Annotated in this window: 21 protein-coding genes and 1 pseudogene; 8 read left to right on the forward strand and 14 right to left on the reverse strand. The window is 72.1% G+C overall.

What is annotated here, in order from left to right; all coding sequences use genetic code 11:
• Positions 1 to 7: 7 nt before the first annotated feature.
• The gene (gene valS / locus SM418_RS05145) at positions 8 to 2,533 is read right to left on the reverse strand and encodes a valine--tRNA ligase (protein ID WP_371939396.1); all 2,526 of its coding nucleotides are present in this window, start codon (positions 2,531 to 2,533) and stop codon (positions 8 to 10) included.
• Positions 2,534 to 2,660: 127 nt separating this feature from the next.
• Between valS and SM418_RS05150 the strand changes: the two genes are divergently transcribed.
• Positions 2,661 to 2,948, forward strand: coding sequence for a DUF4235 domain-containing protein (locus SM418_RS05150; RefSeq protein ID WP_371939397.1), 288 nt, complete (start codon positions 2,661 to 2,663; stop codon positions 2,946 to 2,948).
• A gap of 88 nt (positions 2,949 to 3,036) precedes the next feature.
• Positions 3,037 to 3,618: a maleylpyruvate isomerase family mycothiol-dependent enzyme gene (locus SM418_RS05155; protein ID WP_371939398.1), complete on the forward strand. Its 582-nt coding sequence runs from the start codon at positions 3,037 to 3,039 to the stop codon at positions 3,616 to 3,618.
• Here the strand turns inward: SM418_RS05155 and SM418_RS05160 are convergent.
• Together SM418_RS05160 and SM418_RS05165 are read right to left on the reverse strand one after the other, a co-directional pair.
• Complete coding sequence (locus SM418_RS05160) at positions 3,615 to 4,433, reverse strand: hypothetical protein (RefSeq protein WP_371939399.1); 819 nt, start codon at positions 4,431 to 4,433, stop codon at positions 3,615 to 3,617. The genes SM418_RS05155 and SM418_RS05160 overlap by 4 nt on opposite strands.
• A 17-nt stretch (positions 4,434 to 4,450) precedes the next feature.
• Positions 4,451 to 4,747 (reverse strand): DUF4193 domain-containing protein, encoded by a 297-nt coding sequence (locus tag SM418_RS05165; protein ID WP_067488409.1) that lies wholly within the window; start codon positions 4,745 to 4,747, stop codon positions 4,451 to 4,453.
• Between the two features lie 548 nt (positions 4,748 to 5,295).
• On the opposite strand from SM418_RS05165, the gene SM418_RS05170 reads away from it, so the two are divergent.
• Complete coding sequence (locus tag SM418_RS05170; protein WP_371939400.1) at positions 5,296 to 6,957, forward strand: serine/threonine-protein kinase; 1,662 nt, start codon at positions 5,296 to 5,298, stop codon at positions 6,955 to 6,957.
• An 84-nt stretch (positions 6,958 to 7,041) separates the two neighbouring features.
• On the opposite strand, the gene SM418_RS05175 is transcribed toward SM418_RS05170, so the two are convergent.
• Together SM418_RS05175 and SM418_RS05180 are read right to left on the reverse strand one after the other, a co-directional pair.
• Positions 7,042 to 8,352, reverse strand: a complete 1,311-nt coding sequence (locus SM418_RS05175) for a sensor histidine kinase (protein ID WP_371939402.1) — start codon at positions 8,350 to 8,352, stop codon at positions 7,042 to 7,044.
• Between the two features lie 32 nt (positions 8,353 to 8,384).
• Complete coding sequence (locus tag SM418_RS05180) at positions 8,385 to 9,038, reverse strand: response regulator transcription factor (protein ID WP_371939403.1); 654 nt, start codon at positions 9,036 to 9,038, stop codon at positions 8,385 to 8,387.
• A 210-nt stretch (positions 9,039 to 9,248) separates the two neighbouring features.
• On the opposite strand from SM418_RS05180, the gene SM418_RS05185 reads away from it, so the two are divergent.
• Positions 9,249 to 9,425 (forward strand): hypothetical protein, encoded by a 177-nt coding sequence (locus SM418_RS05185; protein ID WP_371939404.1) that lies wholly within the window; start codon positions 9,249 to 9,251, stop codon positions 9,423 to 9,425.
• Positions 9,426 to 9,482: 57 nt separating this feature from the next.
• Here the strand turns inward: SM418_RS05185 and SM418_RS05190 are convergent, their stop codons facing one another.
• Genes SM418_RS05190 through SM418_RS05200 form a run of 3 tightly spaced genes read right to left on the reverse strand, consistent with a single transcriptional unit; the run spans position 9,483 to position 12,507 of the window.
• Positions 9,483 to 10,292: an inositol monophosphatase family protein gene (locus SM418_RS05190; RefSeq protein WP_371939405.1), complete on the reverse strand. Its 810-nt coding sequence runs from the start codon at positions 10,290 to 10,292 to the stop codon at positions 9,483 to 9,485.
• Positions 10,289 to 11,197 carry a ferrochelatase gene (locus SM418_RS05195; protein WP_371939406.1) on the reverse strand — a complete coding sequence of 303 codons (909 nt, stop codon included), beginning with the start codon at positions 11,195 to 11,197 and terminating at the stop codon, positions 10,289 to 10,291. The genes SM418_RS05190 and SM418_RS05195 overlap by 4 nt, the downstream gene beginning before the upstream one ends.
• Before the next feature lie 41 nt (positions 11,198 to 11,238).
• On the reverse strand, positions 11,239 to 12,507 hold the full coding sequence (locus SM418_RS05200; RefSeq protein ID WP_371939407.1) for a lytic transglycosylase domain-containing protein: 1,269 nt from the start codon (positions 12,505 to 12,507) through the stop codon (positions 11,239 to 11,241).
• Between the two features lie 148 nt (positions 12,508 to 12,655).
• Between SM418_RS05200 and SM418_RS05205 the strand changes: the two genes are divergently transcribed.
• Positions 12,656 to 13,966 (forward strand): D-arabinono-1,4-lactone oxidase, encoded by a 1,311-nt coding sequence (locus SM418_RS05205; RefSeq protein ID WP_371939408.1) that lies wholly within the window; start codon positions 12,656 to 12,658, stop codon positions 13,964 to 13,966.
• A 33-nt stretch (positions 13,967 to 13,999) separates the two neighbouring features.
• On the opposite strand, the gene SM418_RS05210 is transcribed toward SM418_RS05205, so the two are convergent.
• Complete coding sequence (locus SM418_RS05210; RefSeq protein WP_371939409.1) at positions 14,000 to 14,926, reverse strand: hypothetical protein; 927 nt, start codon at positions 14,924 to 14,926, stop codon at positions 14,000 to 14,002.
• Between the two features lie 407 nt (positions 14,927 to 15,333).
• On the opposite strand from SM418_RS05210, the gene sepH reads away from it, so the two are divergent.
• Positions 15,334 to 17,238: a septation protein SepH gene (gene sepH, locus SM418_RS05215; RefSeq protein WP_371939410.1), complete on the forward strand. Its 1,905-nt coding sequence runs from the start codon at positions 15,334 to 15,336 to the stop codon at positions 17,236 to 17,238.
• On the opposite strand, the gene SM418_RS05220 is transcribed toward sepH, so the two are convergent.
• Together SM418_RS05220 and SM418_RS05225 are read right to left on the reverse strand one after the other, a co-directional pair.
• Positions 17,210 to 18,649, reverse strand: coding sequence for a PH domain-containing protein (locus SM418_RS05220; RefSeq protein ID WP_371939411.1), 1,440 nt, complete (start codon positions 18,647 to 18,649; stop codon positions 17,210 to 17,212). The two genes, sepH and SM418_RS05220, sit on opposite strands and share 29 nt — an antisense overlap.
• Entirely contained in the window at positions 18,646 to 19,206 is a 561-nt protein-coding gene (locus SM418_RS05225; protein WP_371939412.1) for a PH domain-containing protein, read from the reverse strand. The genes SM418_RS05220 and SM418_RS05225 overlap by 4 nt, the downstream gene beginning before the upstream one ends.
• 253 nt (positions 19,207 to 19,459) lie before the next feature.
• Here SM418_RS05225 and SM418_RS05230 point away from each other — a divergent pair, with 253 nt between their 5' ends.
• Positions 19,460 to 20,452 (forward strand): ATP-binding cassette domain-containing protein, encoded by a 993-nt coding sequence (locus SM418_RS05230; RefSeq protein WP_371939413.1) that lies wholly within the window; start codon positions 19,460 to 19,462, stop codon positions 20,450 to 20,452.
• Positions 20,449 to 21,258, forward strand: a complete 810-nt coding sequence (locus SM418_RS05235) for an ABC transporter permease (RefSeq protein WP_371939414.1) — start codon at positions 20,449 to 20,451, stop codon at positions 21,256 to 21,258. The genes SM418_RS05230 and SM418_RS05235 overlap by 4 nt, the downstream gene beginning before the upstream one ends.
• Positions 21,259 to 21,459: 201 nt before the next feature.
• On the opposite strand, the gene SM418_RS05240 is transcribed toward SM418_RS05235, so the two are convergent.
• From SM418_RS05240 to SM418_RS05250, 3 genes and pseudogenes are all read right to left on the reverse strand, one after another.
• Positions 21,460 to 21,807, reverse strand: a complete 348-nt coding sequence (locus tag SM418_RS05240) for a BTAD domain-containing putative transcriptional regulator (RefSeq protein WP_371939416.1) — start codon at positions 21,805 to 21,807, stop codon at positions 21,460 to 21,462.
• A 39-nt stretch (positions 21,808 to 21,846) separates the two neighbouring features.
• Positions 21,847 to 21,963, reverse strand: a pseudogene (locus SM418_RS05245) (hypothetical protein); the annotation flags it as partial.
• Between the two features lie 163 nt (positions 21,964 to 22,126).
• A complete protein-coding gene (locus tag SM418_RS05250) occupies positions 22,127 to 23,500 on the reverse strand; it encodes an NAD(P)/FAD-dependent oxidoreductase (protein ID WP_371939418.1) in 1,374 nt (457 codons plus the stop codon).
• Between the last annotated feature and the right edge of the window lie 334 nt (positions 23,501 to 23,834).

Here is a 23,834-nt window from a genome sequence, read left to right on the forward strand (position 1 = left end):
GGACGCGTCAGCTGGTCGGCGCCAGCACGACGTCGACGGTCAGGTCGGCGGGCGCGTCCTCCAGCGTGAGCTCGGCGATGCGGCCCGCCGCGGCCAGATCCGGCCGTGCGATGTGCGTCACCTCCGCGCCCCGGACGACGGCGCGGGACACGTCGGCGCGCATCGACGCCCTGGCCTCGGACTTCGCCTTGCGGACCTGGCGGAGCGCCTCGCCCGTCGCCGCGAGGACGGCCGGGTCGCCGCCGCCCGGAAGTTCGGCGGACGACGGCCAGGACGCCGTGTGCACCGACCCGTGCCGCCACCACGACCAGACCTCCTCGGTCACGAACGGCAGGACGGGCGCGAACAGCCGCAGCAGCACCGACAGCGCCGTGCGCAGCGCGGCCCGCGCCGACTGCGCCGCCGGGCCGTCCCCGTACGCGCGGGCCTTGACCAGTTCCAGGTAGTCGTCGCAGAACTCCCAGAAGAACCGCTCCGTACGCTCCAGGGCCCGCGTGTAGTCGTAGCCCTCGTACGCCTCGGTCGCGTCCCGGACGACCTCGGACAGCGCCGCCAGCATCGCCCTGTCGAGCGGCTCGGTCACCGAGGCGTCCACCGCGACCTCGCCGAGGCCGAGCACGAACTTGGACGCGTTGAGGATCTTGATGGCGAGGCGCCGGCCGACCTTGATCTGGCCGGTGTCGAACGCGGTGTCGGTGCCGGGGCGTCCGCTCGCCGCCCAGTAGCGGACCGCGTCGGAGCCGTACTCGCGCAGCAGGTCGATCGGCGTGACGACGTTGCCCTTCGACTTCGACATCTTCTTGCGGTCGGGGTCGAGGATCCAGCCGGACAGCGCGGTGCCCTTCCACGGCAGCGAGCCGTGCTCCAGATGCGCGCGGACGATCGTCGAGAACAGCCAGGTCCGGATGATGTCGTGCCCCTGCGGGCGCAGGTCGTAGGGGAACACGCGGCCGAACATGTCGGCGTCGCGCTCCCAGCCGCCCGCGATCTGCGGGGTCAGCGACGAGGTGGCCCACGTGTCCATCACGTCGGGGTCGCCGGCGAAGCCGCCCGGCTTGCCGCGCTGGTCCTCGGTGAAGCCCGGCGGGACGTCGGACGACGGGTCGACCGGCAGCGCGTCCTCCGCCGGGACGATCGGCTCGTCGTAGCGCGGCTCGCCGGAGTCGTCCAGCGGGTACCAGACGGGGATCGGCACCCCGAAGAACCGCTGCCGCGAGATCAGCCAGTCGCCGTTGAGACCCTCGACCCAGTTCTCGTAGCGGGCCCGCATGTAGCCGGGATGCCACTCCAGCTCGCGGCCGCGCGCGAGCATCTCGGTGCGCAGATCCGCGTCGCGCCCGCCGTTGCGGATGTACCACTGCCGGGTCGTGACGATCTCCAGGGGCTTGCTGCCCCGCTCGTAGAACTTCACCGGACGGCTGATCCCGCGGGGCTCGCCGTCCAGGTCGCCGGACTCGCGGAGCATCTCGACGACGCGCTCCTTGGCGGAGAACACCGTCCTGCCGGCCAGCTCCGCGTACGGCTCCGCCGCGACGCCCTCGGGCGGCTCGGTGACCAGCCGCCCGTCCCAGCCGATGATCGCGCGGGTGGGCAGGTCCAGTTCGCGCCACCACGTGACGTCCGTGACGTCGCCGAACGTGCAGATCATCGCGATGCCGGAGCCCTTGTCGGGCTCGGCCAGCCGGTGCGCGACGACCGGGACCCGGACGCCGAACAGCGGCGTGCGGACGGTCGCCCCGAACAGCTCCTGATACCGCTCGTCGTCGGGGTGCGCGACCAGCGCGACGCACGCGGGCAGCAGCTCGGGACGCGTCGTCTCGATGTAGACGGGCCGCTCGTCGCCGTGGAAACGGATCCGGTGGAACGCGCCGGGCTGCTCGCGGTCTTCCAGCTCGGCCTGGGCGACGGCCGTGCGGAACGTGACGTCCCACAGCGTCGGCGCCTCGGAGACGTACGCCTCGCCGCGCGCCAGGTTGCGCAGGAACGCGCGCTGTGACGCCGTCCGGGAAACGTCCCCGATGGTCGTGTAGAGGTGATTCCAGTCGACCGACAGGCCGACCTGGCGCCACATCTCCTCGAACGCCTTCTCGTCGACTTCCGTGAGGCGTTCGCACAGTTCGATGAAGTTGCGCCGCGAGATCGGCAGCTGGCGCTTCGGGACCGGTTTCGCCGGCGGCTCGAAGTCGGGGTCGTACGGGAGGGACGGATCGCACCGGACCCCGAAATGGTTCTGTACGCGCCGCTCGGTCGGCAGGCCGTTATCGTCCCAACCCATCGGGTAGAAGACCGCGCGACCGCGCATGCGGTGGAACCGCGCGACGGTGTCGGTGTGGGTATAGGAGAAGACGTGGCCGACGTGGAGGGACCCGCTCACGGTGGGCGGCGGGGTGTCGATCGAGTAGACCTCGGCGCGCGGGCGGGTGCGGTCGAACCGGTAGACGCCCCCGTCCTCCCAGGCGCGTACCCACTTGCCCTCCAGGCCGTCCAGGGAGGGCTTCGAAGGGACATGCGGAGTACGCGGCTGCTCTGTCATGGGCCAATGGTATTGACATCGGCGACGACCGCATGCCGATAACCGGCGATGCCGCGGCGATCACCTCCCCGGACGGGGGCGGGCCGTTCCGGTAGCGTCGGAGACGACAGACGACTGGAGGACGAATATGGCGGATAAAGGCGACATCGGCTGGCGGGTGATGGCCGGCGCCGCGGCGTTCGCGGGCGGGTTCGTCGCGAAGAAGACGATCACGCTGATCTGGAAGAAGAGCACCGGCAAGGAGCCCCCGACGAACCCCGAGTCGCCGGACGTCGCCCTCGCCGAGGCGGTCGGCTGGGCCGTGGTGATGGGCGTCGGCATGGAGCTGGCCCGGCTGCTGGCGACCCGGGCCGTGGCGCACCAGTACGCGAAGGGCACCGGCCAGCTGCCGTCCCACTTCAAGACCGAGGGCTGACGCTATTGGATCAGGGGTCCAGTTCACCCCGTCCGGCGCCGGTGCGTATCGTGGTCGGTCCCCGCGGTTACCGAAGGGACCGACCACGATGCGCTTCCCGTTCGAGGACGAGCTGAGGGCCGAGCGCCGCCGGCTCGTCGAGACCCTCGACGACCTGACCGACGACGAGTTCGACGCCGGCCCGACCCTGTGCTCGCAGTGGGCGCCGCGGGACGTCCTCGGCCACCTGATCGGCCTCGATTACCCCCTCGCGACCTACCTCGCACACGGATGGCACGTGAACCGGGCCAACGAGGCCGCCGCCGAACGGGCCAGGCAGATCTCCCGCGACCGGCTGATGGACTGGGCCCGGCACTGGGCCGCCGAGCCGTCCGCCTCGTCCCGGTCCGGCGCGGGGTTCCTGCTCGGCGACCTCGGCGTCCACCACCAGGACGTCCTGCGGGGGCTCGGCCGCACCCGCGAGGTCCCGGACCCGGTCGCCACGGCGATCTTCCGCGAGGGGCTGCAGCTCAGCCTGTGGCTCAACCGGCGCGTGCTCCGGCACCGCCTCGTCCCGACCGACGGCCACCGCCCGGTCGGACGCGGCCGCGAGGTCACCGGCACCCGCGAGGCGCTCGGCATGTGGCTCGCCGGCCGCGACCAGGTGGCGTCCGAACTCGGCTTCGGTTAGGGCCCGAGGCGGCGCTCGTGGTCGCCCGGGAACGGGGGCGTGGCCCCGGCGGCCTCGCGCAGGTCGTTGCGCACCTTCGTCGCCAGGGCCCTGGTCGCGGCGCGGTTGAGGGCGGCGCCCGCGGCGGCGCCGGTGAGGAACGGGCCCATGGTGCTCATGCTCCGGCCGAAGGTGCGCAGCATCCGCTTGCGCAGCGCGGCCTTGGCGGCCGTGCCGAGGGCGCTGGTGAGCGACCCGCTCTCCAGGGGGTTGATGCCGCGCTGCCGGGCCCAGGACGTGACGAACGCGGCACCGCGGGTGGTGCCGCTGCCGTGGACGCGGACGCCGTACACCTCGTGCAGTTCGGCGATCAGCTTGACCTCGACGGCCGCGACGACGAGCGTCTCGGCGGCGAGCTGGGCGGGCGCCGACAGCAGCAGCGGCGGGGCGGTGAACTGCACGGCGGCCAGCGCGCCGCCGGCCGCGCCGACGGCGGTGGTGCCGTTGCCGGCCACCTTGACGAGCCGGTCGGCGAGCGCCTCGCCCATCAACCCGTGGTGGTGGGCCTGCAACGTCTCCAGGTCGCGGATCGGAATGTGCGGCGCGACCTCGACGAGCAGGTCGGCGAGCCACCTGCCGCGCCCGATCCCCGCGGCGCCCACCTTGCGGGCGCTCTGGCCGAGCAGCCTGGCCAGTCGCCGGAGCAGGCGGCCGCGGGTCTCGCGGTCCATGTCCTCGTCGGCGGTGAGCCGTCCGATCAGCTCACCGAGCTCCGTGGAGCCGCCGCCGCGCGTCGGCTCCACCTCGTCATGACGCTTCTCGATCTCTCCCGACACCCTGCGGCCACTCCCGGTCAGGCGGCGCACTCACGGCAGATCGGCTGGCCGTTCTTCTCTCCGGCCAGCTGGCTGCGGTGGTGCACCAGGAAGCAGCGGGTGCAGGTGAACTCGTCGGCCTGCCGTGGAACCACCCGGAAGGTGAGCTCCTCGTTCGACAGGTCGGCGCCGGGCAGCTCGGCGACCTCGCCGGCGTCCAGGTCCTCGTCGATGATGCTGGCGGCCTTGTCGGCCCGCCGGGCCTGGAGCTCCTGGAGGCTGTCCTCGCTGAGATCGTCGTCGGTCTTGCGTGGGCTGTCGTAGTCGGTCGCCATCTTCTATCTCCATCCCCCTCAGTGCTTTATGCGCCCCGTCGCGCGGATCTAACGCTCAGGGGACCGTTCTTGTGCCCGATCCGGGCGGGAAATTCTGTCACGGTTGGTGACCTGCGACACACAAGGCGCGACCGTTCCCACGAGTGACAGCGGTCACCCGGATCTTTCCTCTTACTGTGTCTTCCGTCACATACCCGGCGGGTGCCGGCGGCCCGGGTTCCGGGGCCGGGACACCTGCCGGAGTTCCCGCGGCGGCGGGATCATATCGGTCCCGGCGGCCTTGCGCGCGCCGACCGGCCCGGCCCGGCGCGGCGGGACGTGTGGCGGGAGGCACGGCGGGACGGCCTCACCCGGCCGCCCGAGCCGGCGAACCAGACTGATCAGTGAAACGTCTGAACTAACGCGATATCGTGCCCGCCTGAGGTTGGGGGCGGGCCCCCTGCGGAGGTTCGGTTCACCCGGCGACCCGGTTCGGTCGGCGGGACGGGGCCCGCGGTGGGTCCGGCGCACAATGTCGCGGACATCACTGCGGGTCAATGGAGGGTCAGATGCCGGATGCCGCTCCGCTGGAGCCAGGCGATCCTAGGGCACTCGGGCAGTACGAGGTCATAGGACGGCTGGGCGCCGGAGGTCAGGGCGCCGTCTTCCTGGGCAGGGCGCCCGGAGGCGTGTACGTCGCGGTCAAGCTGCTGCACGCGCAGATGGCCAACGATCCGGCCGCGCGTGCCCGGTTCACCCGCGAGGTGGCCGCGGCGCAGAAGGTCGAGCCCTTCTGCACTGCGCGGGTGCTGGAGGCCGACGTCCAGGGCGACCAGCCGTACGTCGTCAGCGAGTTCATCGACGGGCCGTCCCTGCACGACGTCGTCGCGCACGACGGGCCGCGGAGCGCCAACGAGCTGGAGCGGCTCGCGATCGGCACGGCGACCGCGCTCGCGGCGATCCACGAGGCCGGGATCGTGCACCGCGACTTCAAGCCGAACAACGTGATGCTGGCCTCCGACGGCCCGCGCGTCGTCGACTTCGGCATCGCCCGGACGGTGAACTCGCAGGAGAGCGCGGTCACCGCGACCGGCATGGTCGTCGGCACGCCCGGCTACCTCGCCCCCGAGCAGCTGACCGGCGCGCCGCTCACCCCGGCCGTCGACATCTTCGCCTGGGGCGCGACCATGGTGTTCGCCGCCACCGGGCAGTCCCCGTTCGAGGCCGACACGCTGCCCGTCATCATCAACCGGATCCTCAACGAGGAGCCGGACCTGTCGGCGCTGCCCGCAGGCCCGCTGCGCGACCTCATCGGGCGCTGCCTGTCCAAGGACGCGGGCCTGCGCCCGCCCGCCCCGCAACTGCTGCTGAACCTGCTCGGGGCCGTCGGCGCCGCGCCCGCCGGGCAGGCGGCCGGGCAGGAGGAGCTGCTCAACCAGGGCACCCGCATCGCCTCGCAGCTTCCGCCGCCGCCCCCCGTCCCGCCGGCGCCGCAGCACCGGCCGCAGCCGCAGATCACCCCGCCGCCCATGCCCATGCACCAGGGCGCGATGGCGGGGCCGTCGACGCCTCCGCCGCAGCCGATCACGCCGCCGCCCATGCCGATGTACCAGGGGTCCCCGCCGCCCCCGCCGCCACCGCAGCAGCGGATGCAGCAGGCGATGCCGCCGGGGCCGGGTTTCGGGCCGCCGCCGAGGCAGTCCAGCTCGGCCGGGCCGATCATCGCGATCGGCTGCGGCGCGCTGGCGCTGATCGTGATCCTGGTGGTCGTGGTGGTGGTGATCATCGCCGCCAACAGCGACGACCCGGATCCGGATCCGTACCCGCTGCCGACGACGCAGACCTACACGCAGCCGACCGACATCCCGACGCCGCGCGCGACGGGCGGCCTCGTCGGGAACTTCACCGGCGACGGGAAGCAGCCGGACGCGGGCGCCGGGCACACCGACTTCGAGGTCAAGTTCTCCCTCATCTACACGACCGGCGTGGCGACGTACACCTACCCGTCCGGCGCGCAGGACAAGTGCTACACGCGGCTGTCGCTGCTGTCCTCCGAAGAGGACAAGGTGGAGTACCGGGAGACCCCGATGGCGGGGATGGACCCGAAGGAGTGCGCCGCCGGGTACGTCACTTTCATCCCGTCCTCGTCCGGTACTTCCATGCGGTGGGAGTGGCGGCAGAACCAGAGCGACACGACCGCCGGCGCGTACGGGACCGTGTCGAAGGCCTGACCCGCGGGCGAGTGATCCGTAGCGGACAGAACGCCCTGACCGGTCTCCATGGCCGGTCAGGGCGTTCCGCGTTCCGGGGGTCCGTCAGCCCGGCGGGAGCCGGACGGTGACGATCAGCCCGCCGCCGGGACGGGGCGCGGCGTAGACGGCGCCGCGGTGCGCCAGCACCACCGAGCGGACGATCGACAGGCCGAGGCCCGCGCCCTTGGACGACTCGACGCGGTCGGCGTTCAGCCGCCGGAACGGCTCGAACAGCCGCTCCACCTCATACGCGGGCACGACCGGCCCGGTGTTCTCGACCTGGACGGTGGCGTAGCCGTCGAGCATGCCGGTGCGCAGCCACAGCTCGCCGCCCTCCTCCTCGTTGTGCTTGACCGCGTTCTCGACGAGGTTCGACACCAGGTGCTCCAGCAGCACCGGGTCGCCGAGCGCCGTCCCCTGCGTCAGCTCCGGGTGGACGGCCACGTCGTTGTCGTGCTCGCGGCGGGCCGACTGCTCCAGCACCGTCGCCGCCACCTCGGCCATGTCGACCGGAATGCGGTCGGTCAGCTCCCGCTCGCTGCGGGCGAGCAGCAGCAGGCCCTCGATGAGCCGCTCGTGCCGGGCGTTGGTGGCCAGCAGCGTCCTGCCGACGGTGCGCAGGTCGTCCGACACCTCGGGGTCGCCGAGCGCCACCTCCAGCAGCGTCCGGTTGATCGCGAGCGGGGTGCGCAGCTCGTGCGAGGCGTTGGCGACGAACCGGCGCTGCGAGTCGAACGCGTGGCCGAGCCGCTCCAGCATCGCGTCGAAGGTGTCGGCCAGCTCCTTGATCTCGTCGTCCGGGCCCTCCAGCGCTATGCGCTCGTGCAGCGTGCTCTCCGACAGCCGGCGCGCGGTCGTGGTGACCCGCTGCAGCGGGCTGAGCGCCCGGTCGGCGACGAACCAGCCCAGCACCAGCGTGATGATCCCCACCCCGCCGAGCGCGAGCAGCGACCGCCCGACCAGCTGCTTCATCGTCTGCTCGACGAACTGGCGCTGCAGTTCGGCGGACTCTTCGGGGGAGATGCCGAACCCGATCACGTTCACGTTGCCGAGGATGTTGGCCATCAGGAACGACATCACGAACAGCAGCAGCGCACCGGCCATGAAGAACAGCAGCCCGTACAGCAGGGTGAGGCGCAGCCGGACGCTCATCCGGGCCGGCACCGCCGACGGCGAGGCGCCGACGTCCGCGCGCCACATGCCCTTCGCGGCCGGGGGCGGCTGCGGCACCTGCTGCGGGCCGGGACGCCGCCACCGTCCGCCGCGCCGGGCGCCCCCGTCGCCGCCGGGGCCGGGGGCGGGCTGGGCCGCCCGTGCGCCGGTCTCCTGCGCGGCGTCCGGAGCGGCCTCGCCGGCCCCGGACCCCGCCGGCATGCCGGACTCCCCGGGACCGGGCGCGGGTGCGCTCACAGCCGGTACCCCACGCCGGGCACGGTCTCGATCACCGGCGGGTCACCGAGCTTCTTGCGGAGCGTCATCATCGTGACCCGGACGACGTTGGTGAACGGGTCGATGTGCTCGTCCCACGCCTTCTCCAGCAGGTGCTCGGAGCTGACGACGGCGCCGTCCGCGCTGAGCAGCACCTCCAGGACCGCGAACTCCTTGCGGGTCAGCTCGACCGGGCGGCCGTCCCGGGCGACCTCGCGGCGGGCCGGGTCGAGGGTGATCCCGGCGCGCTCCAGGACGGGCGGCAGCGGCGCGGCGGCGCGGCGGCCGAGGGCCCGCACCCGGGCGATCAGCTCGGCGAACGCGAACGGCTTGGCCAGGTAGTCGTCCGCGCCGATGGACAGGCCCTCGACGCGTTCGCCGAGCTCACCGGCCGCCGTCAGCATGATGATCCGCGCCGGGTAACGCTGCGCGACGAGCTGCTTGCAGACGTCGTCGCCGTGGACCTTCGGCAGGTCCCGGTCGAGCACGATCACGTCGTACTCGTTGACGCCGGCCCGCTCCAGCGCGCCCGCGCCGTCGTAGGCCACGTCCACGGCCAGCGTCTCCCTGCGCAGGCCGGTGGCGATCGCGTCGGCGAGCACCCGCTCGTCCTCGACGACTAGAACACGCACAGGGTTCCCCCTCCTGGTCGGGGCACGACCGGCCCCCGGGCCTCCAGATATGCCATGGGCCCCGTAAGACGCCCGTAAACGGGCGTTCATCTGGACGTACGCCGGGGCGTGACGTCATGGACGCAAGAATCCGCGAAAATTGCATCCGCGAACAGGTTTGCTTTCAGCTTAGGTCTGGGTAAGGCATGGAAACGATCCGGGAGGAGGCCCATGGGCGAGCTGTCACGCATGATCCAGCAGCGACTCGATGACGCGTACGCGTCGCTGCGCGTCGCCCACGCAGAGGGAGACACCTACCTGGCGGACATCCGTCAGGAGGAGATCAGCGAACTGCGCCGGATCGCGGCGAACAACGACATCGGCGTCGAACCACCCCGCTGCGACTGACCCGCATTCCAGCGCACGATCTCGCATGAGAGCCCGGGACGGCCTGCCGTCCCGGGCTCAGCCGCGAGTGGGGTCCAGCGGGGCCAGAAGGGCGTGCAGGGCCTCGAACGTCCCCGCGCCCGCCGCGATGGTCAGCTCCGGGCTCGCGGGCGCCCCGTGCAGCCCCTCGACGCGTCCGCCCGCCTCCTGGACGATCAGCGCCCCGGCGGCGACGTCCCACGCCTGGACCCCGCGCTCGTAGTACGCGTCGACCCGTCCGGCGGCGAGGGAGCACAGGTCCACGCAGCAGGAGCCGCCGCGGCGGATGTCGCGGACGTTCGGCAGCACGCCGGTGAGGACCTGCGCCTGCCGCGCGCGGCGTCCCGCGTCGTAGCCGAACCCCGTGGCGACGAGGGCCCTTCCGAGCGGCACCTCCGCGTTCACCCGGAGTTCGCGCGTGCCGGACGCGGTGTGCAGGAGGGCGCCGCCGCCGCGCACCGCCGTGTACGACTCGCCGCGGCGCGGCATCTCCACCGCGCCGGCGACGGCCCGGCCGTCCACCTCGGCGGCGATGCTGACCGCCCAGTCGGGCAGGTCATAGAGGTAGTTCACGGTGCCGTCGATGGGGTCGACCACCCACCGGACGCCGCTGCCCCCGGCGCGGGTGCCGCCCTCCTCGCCGAGGAAGGCGTCGTCGGGGCGCGCCGCCCGGATCCGCTCGATGATCAGCTGCTCGGCGGCGCGGTCCATCTGGGTGACGACGTCGGTCGGAGACGACTTGGTCTGCACGACGTCCGGGCCGTCCGCGGGACGCTTGTCGACCAGCATCCGGCCGGCCTCGCGCGCGGTCTCGGCGGCGAGCTCCAGCAGATCCTCGGCCAGGCTCATTCGGTCTCTCCCAGAAGGTGGCGGGGCAGGGCCGCGAAGCGCGGGTCGGTGCCCGGCGTGGCGGCGCGCGCGAACGCGAGTCCCAGTTCGGCGGCCTGGTCGGCCGCCTCCACGTCGAGGTCGTACTTGACCTCCATGTGGTCGGAGACGAACCCGATCGGCACGACCGCGACGGCTCGGACGCCCTCGCCGTGCAACTTCCCCAGATGGTCGGTGATCTGCGGCTCCAGCCAGGGCTGGGTCGGAGGGCCGCTCCGGCTCTGATAAACGAGGTCCCATGGCGCCCCGGGGGCCGCACTGTTCGCGACCGTCCGCGCGGCCTGCTCCAGTTCGGCGACGTACAGCTCGCGGTTGGGCTGGGACAGGGGGACGCTGTGCGCGGTAAAGACCAGGCGTGCGCCTTCTGGGAGGCGGCCCAGCGCGTCCTTGGTCGCGTCCACGAACGGTTCGATGAAGCCGGGCCGGTCGCAGTAGACGGGGAGCTTGTCGATCTCGGGGCCGTCCGGGACCTCTTCACGCGCGCGCGCGATGTCGTTGAGGTACTGGTCGTTCGTGGAGAAGCCGCTGTAGGCGGACGTCACGAACGCGGCGGCGCGCCGGATCCCGTCGGCCTTCATCTGCCGGACGGTGTCGGCGAGGTAGGGAGTCCAGTTCCGGTTGCCCCAGTAGACCGGGAGATCCATGCCGTGGGCCGCGAAGTCGGTTTCGATCGCGGACTTGAGATCCCGGCAGAGCTGGTTGATCGGGCTGACCCCGCCGAACAGGTAGTAGTGCTCCCCCACCTCTTCCAGGCGTTCCCTTGGGATGTTGCGGCCCCGGGTCACGTTCTCCAGGAACGGGATCACGTCCTCGGGCCCCTCTGGTCCCCCGAAGGACAGCAGTAGCAACGCGTCGTACGCCGTCATGCCTCCATCCAACCAGCCCGGACCGGAGGTCCGGCCTGGGGTCACTCGTACCGGGCGGCGTACGCCTTCGCGAGGCTGAGGACCTTCTGGACGTACCAGTCGGCGTGGTTGTAGTGCCAGACGGCGTTGTAGAGCTGCTTGCCGCCGCGTCCGGCGCCGTTCGCACACAGGTACTTGGCCGCGCCCGGGATGGCGTCGAAGGGGTTCGTGATGTCGGCCTTGCCGTCGCCGTCGCCGTCCACCCCGTACGCCTTCCACGTCGCGGGCATGAACTGCATCGGGCCGAGCGCACCGGCGCTGGACTGGCCCGCGTTGCGGCCGTGGTCGCTCTCCACCTGGCCGATCGCGGCGAGGACCGTCCAGGACAGGCCCGGACAGGTGGTGGCGGCCTTCTTGTACAGGTCCAGGTAGCTGGTCGAACGGCCGCCGCCGGACGACTGGTACTTCCTCTCGTGCAGGTTGACCACGCTCGTGCCGGGCCCGAGCACCTTCCCGACGGCCTTGACGACCTTGGCCGGGCTCACCCCGGGCGCGTTGACCAGGACCGCCACGTTCGGCACGAGCCCCATCTCGCCGCCGGACTTCTCGCTGACGAGCATGTCGATGCCGGGCAGGCCGAGGGCGCCGGAGCCGCCCAACGTCAGGTTCGGCATCGTCCGCCCGACCACCGGGTACTGGTAGCCCCTCGTGAGCTGCAACTGCTCGGCGGCGGCCGGCGACACGACGAACTGGTTCGCGGCCAGCGCCTCCCACAGCTCGGTCCTCTTGGCCGTCTCGGGCGGCGTCCAGGACCGGAACGCGGACGGGTCCACGGCGAGCGCGTTCACCTGGCGGCCCTGGAGCTGGACGGCGCCGCCCGCGACCGCCGCCACGTCCTTGACCCGGCTCAGCTTCGCGATCCGCTTGATCTCGGCGACGGAGATCGAGCCGCCGCCGACCGCGAGCACGTCCGGCGGCACGACCCGGCGCAGCGGCGCGACCTGGCCGCCGGTGGCCACGTTGACCGGGTCCCCGGCCCCCGCGCCCCCGGTGCTCGGCGGCGGCTCCGCGGCGGTGTCGGACGCGGCGTGTTCCGGCTTCTGCGTGGTCAGCGCCGCGTACACGCCGCCGGAGGCGTTGGCGACGGCGAGGACCGCGATGCCTCCGATGAGGAACGGCAGCGCCCGGCCGCCGCGCCGCGTCCGCGGACCCCGGTGCGGGTCGCGCCGCTTCTTCTCCGGCCTGGGTCTCGGCGGGCGGGCGGCGGGCGCCTCACCATCGCCGGACGCTCCCGCGACGGGGCCGGTGCGTGATGCTGATGGAGAAGCCACAACATTTCCCAACGAGTCTCGCTACGGACGGTTACCCAGCCGTGGTTACCGGATCGTACGTTATCGCCGGTTCCACGATCTTCCCCGGTCCTTACCCAGGGAAAAACATGAACTTTCCTCATAATCGTTTGCCCAGTAGAGTCACCCCATGTCCCCGGAGAACCCCCGAAAGTGGCAGAACTGGGCAGGAAACCAGCAGGCCACACCGCGGCGCGTCGCGACGCCGCGCACCACCGACGAGGTGGCCGCTGCGGTGCGGTCGGCCGCCGACGACGGCCTCACCGTCCGCATGACCGGCACAGGACATTCCTTCACCGGCGCCGCCGTCGCCGAGGGTCTCCTGCTGCGCCCCACGGCGCTCAACGCGGTCCGCTCAGTGGACACCGCCACCGGGCTCGTCACCGTCGAGGCGGGGCTCCCCCTGCACGTGCTGAACCGCGTGCTGGACGAGCACGGTCTCGCGCTGGCGAACATGGGCGACATCCAGGAGCAGACCGTCGCCGGTGCCCTGCAGACCGCCACGCACGGCACCGGCCGTGACTCCGCCGGGCTCGTCTCCCAGGTCGCCGCGCTCGAACTCGTCCTCGCCGACGGCAGCACCGTTTCCTGCTCGCGCGAGGAGCGCCCCGACCTGTTCGACGCCGCACGCGCGGGTGTCGGCGCCCTCGGCATCGTCACGGCCATCACCTGGCGGACCGTCCCCTCATTCCTGCTCCGCGCGCAGGAGGAGCCCATGAAGTGGGACGAGGTGCTCGCGCGCGTGGACGAGTTCGACGCCGCCAATGAGCACTTCGAGTTCTACTGGTTCCCGCACACCGACGGCTGCCTGACCAAGCGCAACAACCGCGTCGAGGGCCCCGCTCAACCGGTGTCCAAGTTCCGGTACTGGCTGGACGACCAATTCCTGTCGAACACTGTTTTCGGCGCCGTCAACAGGCTCACGCACGCGGCGCCGGCCACGACGCCCTTCGTGAACGGCATCTCCGCCAGGGCGCTCGGGGCGCGGACCTACAGCGACACGTCCTACAAAATCTTCACCAGCCCCCGGACGGTCCGCTTCAAGGAACAGGAGTACGCGATCCCGCGCGAGGAACTCGTCCCAGCGCTGCGTGAACTCCGCTCCCTCTTCGACAGGCGGGGCTGGCGGATCAGCTTCCCCATCGAGGTCCGGCTACTGCCGCAGGAGGACGCCTGGCTCTCGATGGCCCACGGGAGGCCGAGCGCGTTCATCGCCGTGCACGTCTACCATCGCGACGCGCACGAGAACTACTTCCGGGGCGTCGAGGAACTGATGACCGCGCTCGGCGGCCGTCCCCACTGGGGCAAGCTCCACACCCGCGACGCGTCCTACCTGGAGAAGGTCTATCCGCGGTTCGGTGACTTCCGCGCCCTGCGCGACGAACTGGACCCTGACCGCCGCTTCGCCAACCCGTACACGACGCAGGTCTTCGGCGACTGAACAGGTCTTTTCGACTGAGCGGATCTCCGGGGGCTAACCGGCGGGGGTCTGCGGGACGTCCGCGCCCTGGCCGCCGTCCTGCGGGGCCTCGGTCGGCGCGGACGTGTTCGGAGCCGTCGGCACGGACGTCGTGGGCGGCTCCTGCGTGGGCTGCTCGGTCGGCGCCTCCGTCGTCGGCTGGGGCGCCGACGTGCTCGTCTCCGTCGAAGGCGCCTCGTCCGTCGGCTCCTGGCTCGGGCTTCCGCCGGGCTCGGTCGGACGGTCGGACGGGCTCTGCGACGGGGGGCCGTCGGTGTCCCCGCCGCCCCCGCCCAGCACGTTGGTGACCGTCAGCCCCCGGTCGCTCCTGCCGATGGGCTGGCCGGTGGACGCCTCGATCGCCGTGATCCCGGCGATCACAACGGCGAACACCGCCGCCGACGCGACCGCGAGCTTCGCCCAGTGCGCCTTGGCCCACTCGACCGTGCTCTTCCACGCCGTCCGGCGGACGACCTCGCGCACCGCGTCCTCACCCGCCGCGCCGGCGAGCGAGCCGGCGACCGCCTCCCGCGGATCCAGGCGCGTGGCGTGCGGGTCGCCGAGCGGATCGAGCCGGGTGGCGTTCGGGTCACCGCCGAACGGCGGGTCGACCCGCGTCGCGTTCGGATCCCCGGACCACACCGCGGTCCGGGTCGGGTCGGCGCTCGTCGCCTCCTCCGCGGCCCCCTCGGCCGCCGCCCGCCGCCGCCCGGCCGCCTGCAGGTGCGTCAGTTCCCTGATCTGGTCCCGGCCCTGGTCGAGGTAGTGCTTGCCCACCGCGGCCCCGGCCGTCGAGATCACGCTCATCAGCGCCGCGCCGATGATCGTCCCGTAAACGCCCAGGTAGGACGCCCCGAAGGCGGCGACAGCCGTCGCCGCCGCACTCGCGATCAGCTGCGTCGTACTGAGATCCGGCAGCGTGCGCGGCATGATCCCGTTCACTCCCGTCCATCATCAACAAATCTCCCGAACGAAACTAACCGGAAGATCCGGGTGTTCCTGCCCAGGACGTGACACTCGCAACGCCGGCCACTGGAACCCGACCCGCCCGTCAGGCAGAGTGTGGAAAAGGATGCACAAGAATCAGGCATGGAGCCCCCTCGCCGCCCACGTCACCGGCAAGCTAGGTGAGGTGCCCTCTTCGACCTCGTGAAGAGGGCTTCGAGAGCGGCGATGTTCGGACATGCCGGGTACGGTGCTGGCAGCAGGTGTGTCCGAAAGAGAGACTCGGGAACCCGGGGGAAAGGGCACGCATGCGCCCTCGGTGGGCAGCGGGCGGCCGACCGTGAGAGCACGGTCGCGCGGTCCGGCGCCCTCCGTGCCATCAAGACAGGGCAGGAAGGACACGCATGCAGGAGCTGCGCCTCGTCGCGGTCAGCGAGGACGGTACGTACCTCGTCCTGGCAACCGCGGGCCGAGGCACCCGGTTCACCCTGCCCGTCGACGACCGGCTCCGCGCCGCGGTCCGTGGGCACTTCTCCCGCCTCGGCCAGTTCGAGATCGAAGTGGAGAGTCCCTTGCGTCCCAAGGAGATCCAGGCCCGCATCCGGTCCGGTGAGACCGCTGAGGAGATCGCCGAGTCGGCGGGCATCCCGGTCGAGCGCGTCCGCTGGTTCGAGGGACCGGTCCTGCAGGAACGCGAGTACATGGCCCAGCAGGCCCAGCGCGTCACCGTCCGCCGGCCCGGCGAGTCCACCCCGGGCCCGCCGCTCGGCGAGACCGTCGAGGAGCGCCTCGGCCGCGGCGGCGTCGACCTCGAAGAGGCCGAGTGGGACTCCTGGAAGTGCGAGGACAACACCTGGCGCGTCCGCCTGTCCTTCTTCGAGGGCGGCCGCCCGCACGCCGCGGAGTGGACCTTCGACCCGCGCCGCCGCCATGTCTCCCCACTGGACGAGGTCGCCGCGCGCCTCACGTCCGTCGAATGGGACGACGACGCGCTCTCCGACACCGTCACCCCGCTCGTCCCGCGCCGTCCCGCGATGAAGGTCGTCGGCGGCGACCGCGACGTGCGCGGCCTTCCCGCCGAACCCGAGCAGCCCGGCCCCTCCGCGCCCCTGCGCTCCGCCGAGCCCCGCGAGTACCTCGTCGAGCGCGGCCGCATGGTCGAACCGCGTCGCGCGCTCCGCGAGACGTCAGAGGCCACGCCGCTGCGCGAGGCCGCCGCGCGCCCCGGCGAGCCGCCCCGGCGCCGCGAGCACCCGCCGCAGGCGCCCGCCGCCACCCGCCCGTACGACGAGGACGACCTCGCCGCACCGGAGGTCTCCCCCGCGTACGAGGCGTCCCGGCCGCCCGCCGAACGCGACACCACGGACTTCGAGCCCGTGACGTCCGACCAGCGCGACGAACTCGACCTGGACGAGCCGCGCGCAGAGAGCGAATCCGCCGCCGCCCTGCACGACGCACCGCAGACGGTCGCTGCCGCCCGTCCCGCCGACGACGAACACGCGCTCGACAGCGAACCCGGCGAACTCCGCGAGCCCCGCGAAACTGCGCGGAGCGCGTCCACCACGGTCGACGGGCCGCAGGCGCCGGGCACCACTCGCCCGCGCGACGAGCGCGAGTCCAGCGAACCGCGCGAGACCGTGCAGACCGTGCAGACCGATTCTGGCCAAAGCGAAGCCGACCAGGAATCCGACCCGGGCCTGTCCGACGAGAGCGCGCCCGACCAGAGCGAATCCGACGCGACCGACCTTCAGGACCCACCGCGCGAGGCGGCCGAAGCCACGCATGCCGACGAAACGCCCGAAGTGCGGCAGAGCGCGAGCGCGGCCGCCGAAGTCGACGACCCGCGCCAGGAGACGAACGCCGGGCAGGCCCCCCAGGCACCCGAGCAGCGAGAAGCCGAGCGAGCCGAGCCGCGCGACGAACCCGAAGAGGACGCGCCGGCCGAGGCGGAGACCGTCCGTGCGGCGGGCGAATCCGCCGACGGCGTAGGCGACGAGGCCGAAGGGCGGTCGCTCGGCGCGTCCGAGCCGGCGGAGGCAGAGGCTCCCGAGGCGGCCAAGCCCGCGCCGGCGAGGAAGCCCCCGGCGCCACGGCAGCCCGCGCGGACACCGGCCAAGAAGAAGCCGGCCGGCCGTCCCACCATGCCGGCCGCCCAGGACATGCCGGCCACCGGCACGCCCGCCGCGGCCGCCGCGAGCAGCGAGAGCCCGGCGGCTCAGCGGCCGGCGCGGCGCCGCAAGGCCAAGGGCAAGCGCGCGTCCGTCCCGTCCTGGGACGAGATCATGTTCGGGGCGCGGCGCCCCGAGTAGGCGGCCCGTCGGCGGGCGGGACGGCCAGGAACGGCGTCACCCACTCGGGGGTGATGGCGGCGGCCAGGGCCACCGCGTCCGCTTCCCTCATGTCGGCCGAGGAGTAGCTTCCGTCGCCCGCTCCGACGGCGGCGAAGAGGGTGGCGAGGCCGAGGCGGCGCTGGAACAGGGTGCGGCGGATGCGCCACCCGACGACGGCGCTGTGCTCGACGACGACCTGGCGGCGGCGCAGCGAGCCCGAGCGGACGGTGAGGCGCTCGCCGTCGGTGGCGTGGCCGAGCTGGCGGTAGCGGTCCACGCCGAGCGGGACGGCGAGGACGGCGAGGACGGCGCACAGTCCGGCGATCCACGGCTGCCCGGCCAGGACGGCGAGCAGGGCGAAGCCGGACGGGGGCGCGACGGCGCGGACGATGCGCCGGCTCCGGGCCGCGGGCGGGTGCGCGATCAGCGGGCCGGGGATGTTGCCGACAACGCGGGCGGCCAGGGACTCGGCGACCGGGCGGGGCGCCGCAGGCAGGAGGCGGCCCCGGTGGGCGGCGTCCCCGAGGCCGGTGATGAGGGCGCCGAGGCGGGTCACCCCGGCGAGGCGTTCGAACGGGTTGTCGGCGAGTTCGACGCCGCGCAGGCGGCGGCGTTCGAGGGAGACGCTGCGGCGGGTGACCAGGCCGCGTTCGGCCACGACGGAGCCGTCCCGCTCGTGGACGGTGAAGTCCCAGTTGAAGAGCGTGAACGCGATCACCGACATGACGGGCATGGCGATCAGCACCAGGATGATCAGCGCCAGGACGAGGGCGGTGGACAGGCCGACCACGTCGTGGCCGAAGTTCTCCACCCGCTCCTGGGTGATAAGGCCCAGGTCGTCCCCGAGGTTGTAGAGGGTGCCGAGCACACTGCCCGCCACCGCGAACGGGGTCAGCAGGTAGGCGCCGCTGAGCGGGGCGTACACGTACCAGCGGCGGTGCATGCGGGCGAGGACGCGGCGGGGCGGCGATTGGGCGTCCCGGGCCAGCAGGACGCGGCGGAGCCGTTCGGCCTCGTTGCGGGAGACCGCGTTCAGTTCGCCTTCGCCGCCGTCCGCGCCCGCGTCGATGTGGACGATCGCCAGGCCGAGCAGCCTGTGCGGAAGGGACGCGCTGATGTCGACACCGCGAATGCGGTCGCGCGGGATGCTCTTGACCGACCGTCCTATGAGCGCACGCCGCAGCTCTATGCGGTCGTCGTGCAAGACGTACGTGAACGTCACCCAGTTGGCGGCGTGGAAGAGCAACCCGAACATGAGACCGACGAGAGTGAAGTAGAACGCCGTCGACATGCCGCCGACGAGGAGGCCCGTGGCCCCGGCGGCGAGGAGCGCGATGAGCTCGCGGAAAGCGCCGACGATGAACGTGAGCGGATGCAGCCGGACGTTCACGTCGCGTCGTCACGGAGGTCGTGGGCGCGGTGCGCCAGATCCTTGGCCAGGCGGGTCGCCACCTCCACGGGAAGCCCGGACACCTCGGACGAGCCGGTATGGGAGGCCGTGTTGACCTCGATGGTGGCGAGCCCCAGGATCCGTTCGATCCACCCCTGCTTGCTGTCGACGGTCTGGATGCGGCCGACGGGCACGAGGAGCCATTCGCGGCTGAACCAGCCCGTCCTGGTGTAGACGACGTCGGCGCTGACCTCCCAGCGGTGGACACGGTAACGCCAGATGGGGGCGACGGTGACCATCAGCAGACCGGCGGCGCCGATGATGTAGGGCAGCCAGCCGACACGGCCGGACACCCAGCCGGGCAGGACGTCCCAGTCAGAGTCGCCGATCCACGCGGCCACGCCCAGGGAGAGCCCGGACGCGAGCCCCCACAACAGCAGGTACTCGATCATCCAGTGCGCGATCGCGCGGGGCGAGACCCTGTGCAGGGGCGGCCGCAGCCGCGGCGGGTGCGGCTCCCCGCCGTCCTCCTGGTGACCGCGCCGCACCGTCGTCACACCGCGAGTTTAGAACGGCGGAGGCCCCCTCCAGGCGTGTTGTCCGCGGGCGGACCTTCGCGACCGGCGGCACGATCACGGCGGCGACAGCGTTCTGTCAGTGGCACGTGCGATGTTGAGAGAGCGTCTTACGCACTGGCAGGGCTTGGCAGGGGGCGCGGAAAACCGCATGCACACCATCCCGGACAACGCATATCTTGGCGGGTCCCCGTAGCGGGGTACAGACGGCCGGCAGACGAACCTAGGAGATCACATGGCCTACGCGATCCAGGCCGAGGGCTTGGAGAAGCGGTTCGGTGAGACCCGGGCGCTGGCCGGCGTCTCGCTCACCGCCGAAGCCGGAACGGTCCTCGGCGTGCTGGGGCCGAACGGCGCCGGCAAGACGACCATGACCCGGATCCTCGCCACGCTGATCGAGCCGAGCGCCGGCTCCGCTTTGGTCGGCGGGTTCGACGTGGTGCAAGACGCGCACAAGGTGCGGCAGCTCATCGGCCTGACCGGCCAGTACGCCGGGGTGGACGAGATGCTGACCGGCACCGAGAACCTCGTCCTGATCGGGCGGCTGCTCGGCATCCCGCGCAGGCAGTCCAAGGCGCGGGCCGCCGAACTGCTGGAGCGGTTCCAGCTCACCGACGCCGCCGAACGCGCGGCGAAGACGTACTCGGGCGGGATGCGCCGCCGCCTCGACCTCGCGGCGAGCCTGGTCGGGCATCCGCAGATCCTCTTCCTGGACGAGCCGACCACGGGCCTCGACCCGCGCAGCCGCAACGGCCTCTGGGACATCGTCCGCGGCCTGACCGACGACGGCGTCACCGTCCTGCTCACCACGCAGTACCTGGAGGAGGCCGACCAGCTGGCCGACGACATCATCGTCATCGACCGGGGCCAGGTCATCGCGCACGGCACGTCCGACACGCTCAAATCCCAGGTCGGCGGGCAGGTACTGGAGGTGCGCCCCGTCAGGGAGACCGACGGCGGCACCGTGGCGAAGATCGTCGGCGAGCTGGCCGCGGCCCTCCCCGAGGTGCGCGACGGCCTGATCAGCGTGCCGATCACCGACCCGCAGCTCATGCCCGCGGTGGTCCGCCGCCTCGACGACGCCGGCGTCGCGGTCGGCGAGCTGTCGCTCCGCAAGTCCAGCCTGGACGAGGTGTTCTTCGCCCTCACCGGCCACCACACCGACGACATCGACGCCGAGGCCGACGAACTGGCCCAGTCCGTCGACAAGGAAGGGGCGTCGACATGACCACCGCGTCACTCGCACCGCAGAACCTGTCCAAGCGGGTCGCCCCGGGCACGGCCGTGCGCAACACGATCACCCTGGCCTGGCGCAACCTCGTCCAGATCAAGCACAACCCGATGGAGCTGCTGGACCTGTCCATCCAGCCCATCATGTTCGTGCTGCTGTTCGCGTACGTGTTCGGACCGGCCATGAAGGGCAGCGTCGAGGCGTACCTGCCGGTCGTCATCCCCGGCATCATCGCGCAGAACGCCCTGTTCGCCGGGATGAGCACCGGTTTCGGGCTGAACACCGACATCACCAAGGGCGTGTTCGACCGGTTCCGGAGCCTGCCGATCGCGCGCAGCGCCCCGCTCGCCGGACGGATCATCGCCGACACCACCAAGCAGGCATGGTCGATGCTGATCCTGCTGCTGGTCGGCTTCGCCATCGGCTTCCGCATCGGCACGAACGTGTTCGCGGTGCTCGGCGCGTTCGTCCTCCTGCTGGCCTTCGCGATCCTGTTCTCCTGGACGTCGGTCTACATCGCGATGAAGGTCAACGAGCCGGAGAAGGTACAGATCTTCGGCTTCGTGGTGATCTTCCCGCTGAGCTTCCTCAGCACCGCGTTCATCCCGAACACCGACGGAATCCCGGGCCCGGTCGCCTTCGTCATGGACAACAGCCCGGTGACGCAGCTCGTCGAGGCGATGCGCGGACTCCTGGTCGGCGGCCCCGTCTTCGAGCACGCCTGGATAGCCCTCGCCTGGGGCGCGGGAATCTCCCTGGTCTTCGCCCCCCTGTCCCTCCGAGCTTTCAAACAGCGGGCGTGATCTTCCAGGGGGGCGACCCCCTGGAACCCCCGTCAGCGACGCAGGCGATCCTCGCGCCGTCGTTCGGTCTGTCTTGCCTGTGCGGGCGTGCGTGGCGTCGCTGCGGTCGCCTGCGTCGGCGGGCATGCCCGTGCTCCGGCGGTTGAGGTCCGGTCCGAGAGGGGTAGTTGTGACTCGTCCAAGTGCGCGTGGGACGCGGGGTCAGTGGAGGGCGAAGTCTGTGCGGAGGTCGGGGAAGGTCTTGGTCCGGCCGCGGTCGTAGGCGGTGGTGAAGGCCTCTTCGCCCAGGGCCGTGCGGGTCGCGGACTCTGTGGCGGTCACATCGGGCAGGGAGAGGTCGCGGGCGGCGGGTGCGCCGGAGAAGCGCAGCCCGCCGGCGTCGGCGAGCGCCGGGCCGTGCCACAGCGCGAGCGCCGCACCGAGCCCGCCCGACCGTCCGGCCGGGGAGGCGGCGCGCCGCGCCTCCCGCACCCGGGCCTCGAAATCGTGGGCGTCCACGGCCCCGGCGGGCAGCGCGAGCCGGTACGCGCCGGGCCGCGTCTCGATCATGTCCGGGCCGATCGCGGCGCGCAGCCGGCGGACGAGGGACTGCAGCGCGTTGGCCGCGCCGCCCGGCCCGCCGTCCTCCCACAGGGAGTCGATGATCCGCTCGGCCGGGAGCAGCGCGCCGGGGTCGAGCGCGAGCAGCGTCAGCAGCGCCCGCAGGCGGGCCCGCCGACGGCGACGGGCCCGCCGTCGTCCGCCGCCACCTCCAGCGGCCCAAGGATCCCGATCCGCACCCGCCGATTCTCCCGCGCCCGCCGCGGACGCGGGACGCCCCGGCGGTCGCGGGAACCGCCGGGGCGCCGTCAGGAGCGGGCGTGCCGGGTCAGGCCGCGGTCTCCTTCGCCGCGGCCTTGACCCTGGCGTCGTCGAGCGCGGCGAGCTGGAAGTCGGCGCGCGGCTGCTCCACGGTCGCGAGCGAGACGGTCTCGCGCTTGAGGAACAGCGCGAGCGTCCAGTCGGCGATGACGCGCAGCTTGCGGTTGAAGGTCGGGACCTTCGCGCCGTGGTAGCTGCGGTGCATGAACCACGCGGGCCAGCCCTTCACCTTGAAGCCGTAGGTCTGGGCGACGCCCTTGTGCAGGCCGAGTCCGGCGACGGCGCCGATGTTGGCGTGCACGTACGGCTTGAGCGTCTTGCCGCGCAGCGACCGGACGATGTTGTCGCCGAGGACCTTGGCCTGCCGGGCGGCGTGCTGGGCGTTCGGCGGGCAGAACATGCCCTCCTGGGTCAGGTCCGGGATGGCGGCGTTGTCGCCGGCGGTGAACGCCCGCACCAGACCCTCGATGGTGAGGTACTCGGTGCCCTTCACGCGGCCCCGCTCGTCCAGCGGCAGGTCCCCGTGCCGGACGACGGGCGACGGCTTCACGCCCGCGTTCCACACGAGCGTCCCGGCCGGGAAGCTGCTGCCGTCCGACAGCTCGATCTGCCCGTCGACGGCCGACTCCAGGTAGGTGTTCATCTTCACGGCGATGCCGCGGCCGCGCAGCTGCTCGGCGGTCCACTTGCCCATGTCGGGGCCGACCTCGGGCAGGATGCGGTCGGCGGCCTCGACGAGCATGAACCGCAGGTCCTGCGGCGTGACCTTGCGCATGTACTTGGTCGCGTCGCGGGTCATGTCCTCGAGCTCGGCGACCGCCTCGACGCCGGCGAACCCGCCGCCGACGAACACGAAGGTCAGCGCCTTGCGGCGCAGCTCGACGTCGTCGGTCGACTCGGCGATCTCCAGCTGCTCCAGCACGTGGTTGCGCAGGTGGATGGCCTCGCCGACGGTCTTGAGGCTGATGCCGTGCTCGGCGAGCCCGGGGATCGGCAGCAGCCGCGGTACCGCCCCGGCGGCCATGACCAGGTAGTCATAGGAGATCCGCTCCGGCGGCCCGGACAGCGGCTGGAGGATCGCCCAGCCCTCGTCGTGGTTCAGCTCGGTGACCCGCGCCTTGCGCACGGTGCACTTGGGCAGCACGCGGCGGAGCGGGACGACGACGTGCCGCGGGGAGATGTTCCCGGCGGCGGCCTCGGGCAGGAACGGCTGGTACGTCATGTACGAGTTCGGGTCCACGATGGTGACCTTGACCTCGCCGCGCCTGAGCTCACGCTTGAGCTTCTTCTGCAGACGCAGCGCGGTGTACATGCCCACATAGCCGCCACCCACGATGAGGATGTGGGGAGCGCCAGAGGTCTCCTCGGCGGTCCTGGCCATTGCGGCCCTCCAATGTCACGGTCGGCTTGTGAAGACATTCACAAGCTAGCCGATGGAACGTGTCTGACACCAATCGATAACCAGGAAAGAACGCGAGAACTTCCCGTACGGGCAAACGAAGGGGCTAACTCGGGTGTGAAACCCGCCACTCCTTCGCAAAATATCGGGTGGAGCGGAGCAAAGTACGCATGACGCAGGTCACGCCGGCCCTCCGCGGACGGCCGCGCGAACGGCACGACGAACCGCCCGGCGCACCCCCGGAAAGCCCTATGGTGGGGCGGACGAGGAAGGGGGCGCCGGCGGCGGGACGCGCGCGGCCGAGAAGCGGGACCGG

The sequence above is a fragment of the Actinomadura chokoriensis genome (assembly GCF_041463665.1).
Lineage (GTDB): Bacteria > Actinomycetota > Actinomycetes > Streptosporangiales > Streptosporangiaceae > Spirillospora > Spirillospora chokoriensis_A.

Bases quoted from the DNA above. Each gene is read 5' to 3' on its own strand.
- SM418_RS05240 (WP_371939416.1), bottom strand. From the start codon at position 21,807: ATGATCGAGACGCGGCCCGGCGCGTACCGGCTCGCGCTGCCCGCCGGG.
- SM418_RS05170 (WP_371939400.1), top strand. From the start codon at position 5,296: ATGCCGGATGCCGCTCCGCTGGAGCCAGGCGATCCTAGGGCACTCGGG.
- SM418_RS05185 (WP_371939404.1), top strand. From the start codon at position 9,249: ATGGGCGAGCTGTCACGCATGATCCAGCAGCGACTCGATGACGCGTAC.
- SM418_RS05230 (WP_371939413.1), top strand. From the start codon at position 19,460: ATGGCCTACGCGATCCAGGCCGAGGGCTTGGAGAAGCGGTTCGGTGAG.
- sepH (WP_371939410.1), top strand. From the start codon at position 15,334: ATGCAGGAGCTGCGCCTCGTCGCGGTCAGCGAGGACGGTACGTACCTC.
- SM418_RS05155 (WP_371939398.1), top strand. From the start codon at position 3,037: ATGCGCTTCCCGTTCGAGGACGAGCTGAGGGCCGAGCGCCGCCGGCTC.
- SM418_RS05235 (WP_371939414.1), top strand. From the start codon at position 20,449: ATGACCACCGCGTCACTCGCACCGCAGAACCTGTCCAAGCGGGTCGCC.
- SM418_RS05190 (WP_371939405.1), bottom strand. From the start codon at position 10,292: ATGAGCCTGGCCGAGGATCTGCTGGAGCTCGCCGCCGAGACCGCGCGC.
- SM418_RS05175 (WP_371939402.1), bottom strand. From the start codon at position 8,352: ATGCCGGCGGGGTCCGGGGCCGGCGAGGCCGCTCCGGACGCCGCGCAG.
- SM418_RS05165 (WP_067488409.1), bottom strand. From the start codon at position 4,747: ATGGCGACCGACTACGACAGCCCACGCAAGACCGACGACGATCTCAGC.
- SM418_RS05205 (WP_371939408.1), top strand. From the start codon at position 12,656: ATGTCCCCGGAGAACCCCCGAAAGTGGCAGAACTGGGCAGGAAACCAG.
- SM418_RS05250 (WP_371939418.1), bottom strand. From the start codon at position 23,500: ATGGCCAGGACCGCCGAGGAGACCTCTGGCGCTCCCCACATCCTCATC.
- SM418_RS05195 (WP_371939406.1), bottom strand. From the start codon at position 11,197: ATGACGGCGTACGACGCGTTGCTACTGCTGTCCTTCGGGGGACCAGAG.
- valS (WP_371939396.1), bottom strand. From the start codon at position 2,533: ATGACAGAGCAGCCGCGTACTCCGCATGTCCCTTCGAAGCCCTCCCTG.
- SM418_RS05150 (WP_371939397.1), top strand. From the start codon at position 2,661: ATGGCGGATAAAGGCGACATCGGCTGGCGGGTGATGGCCGGCGCCGCG.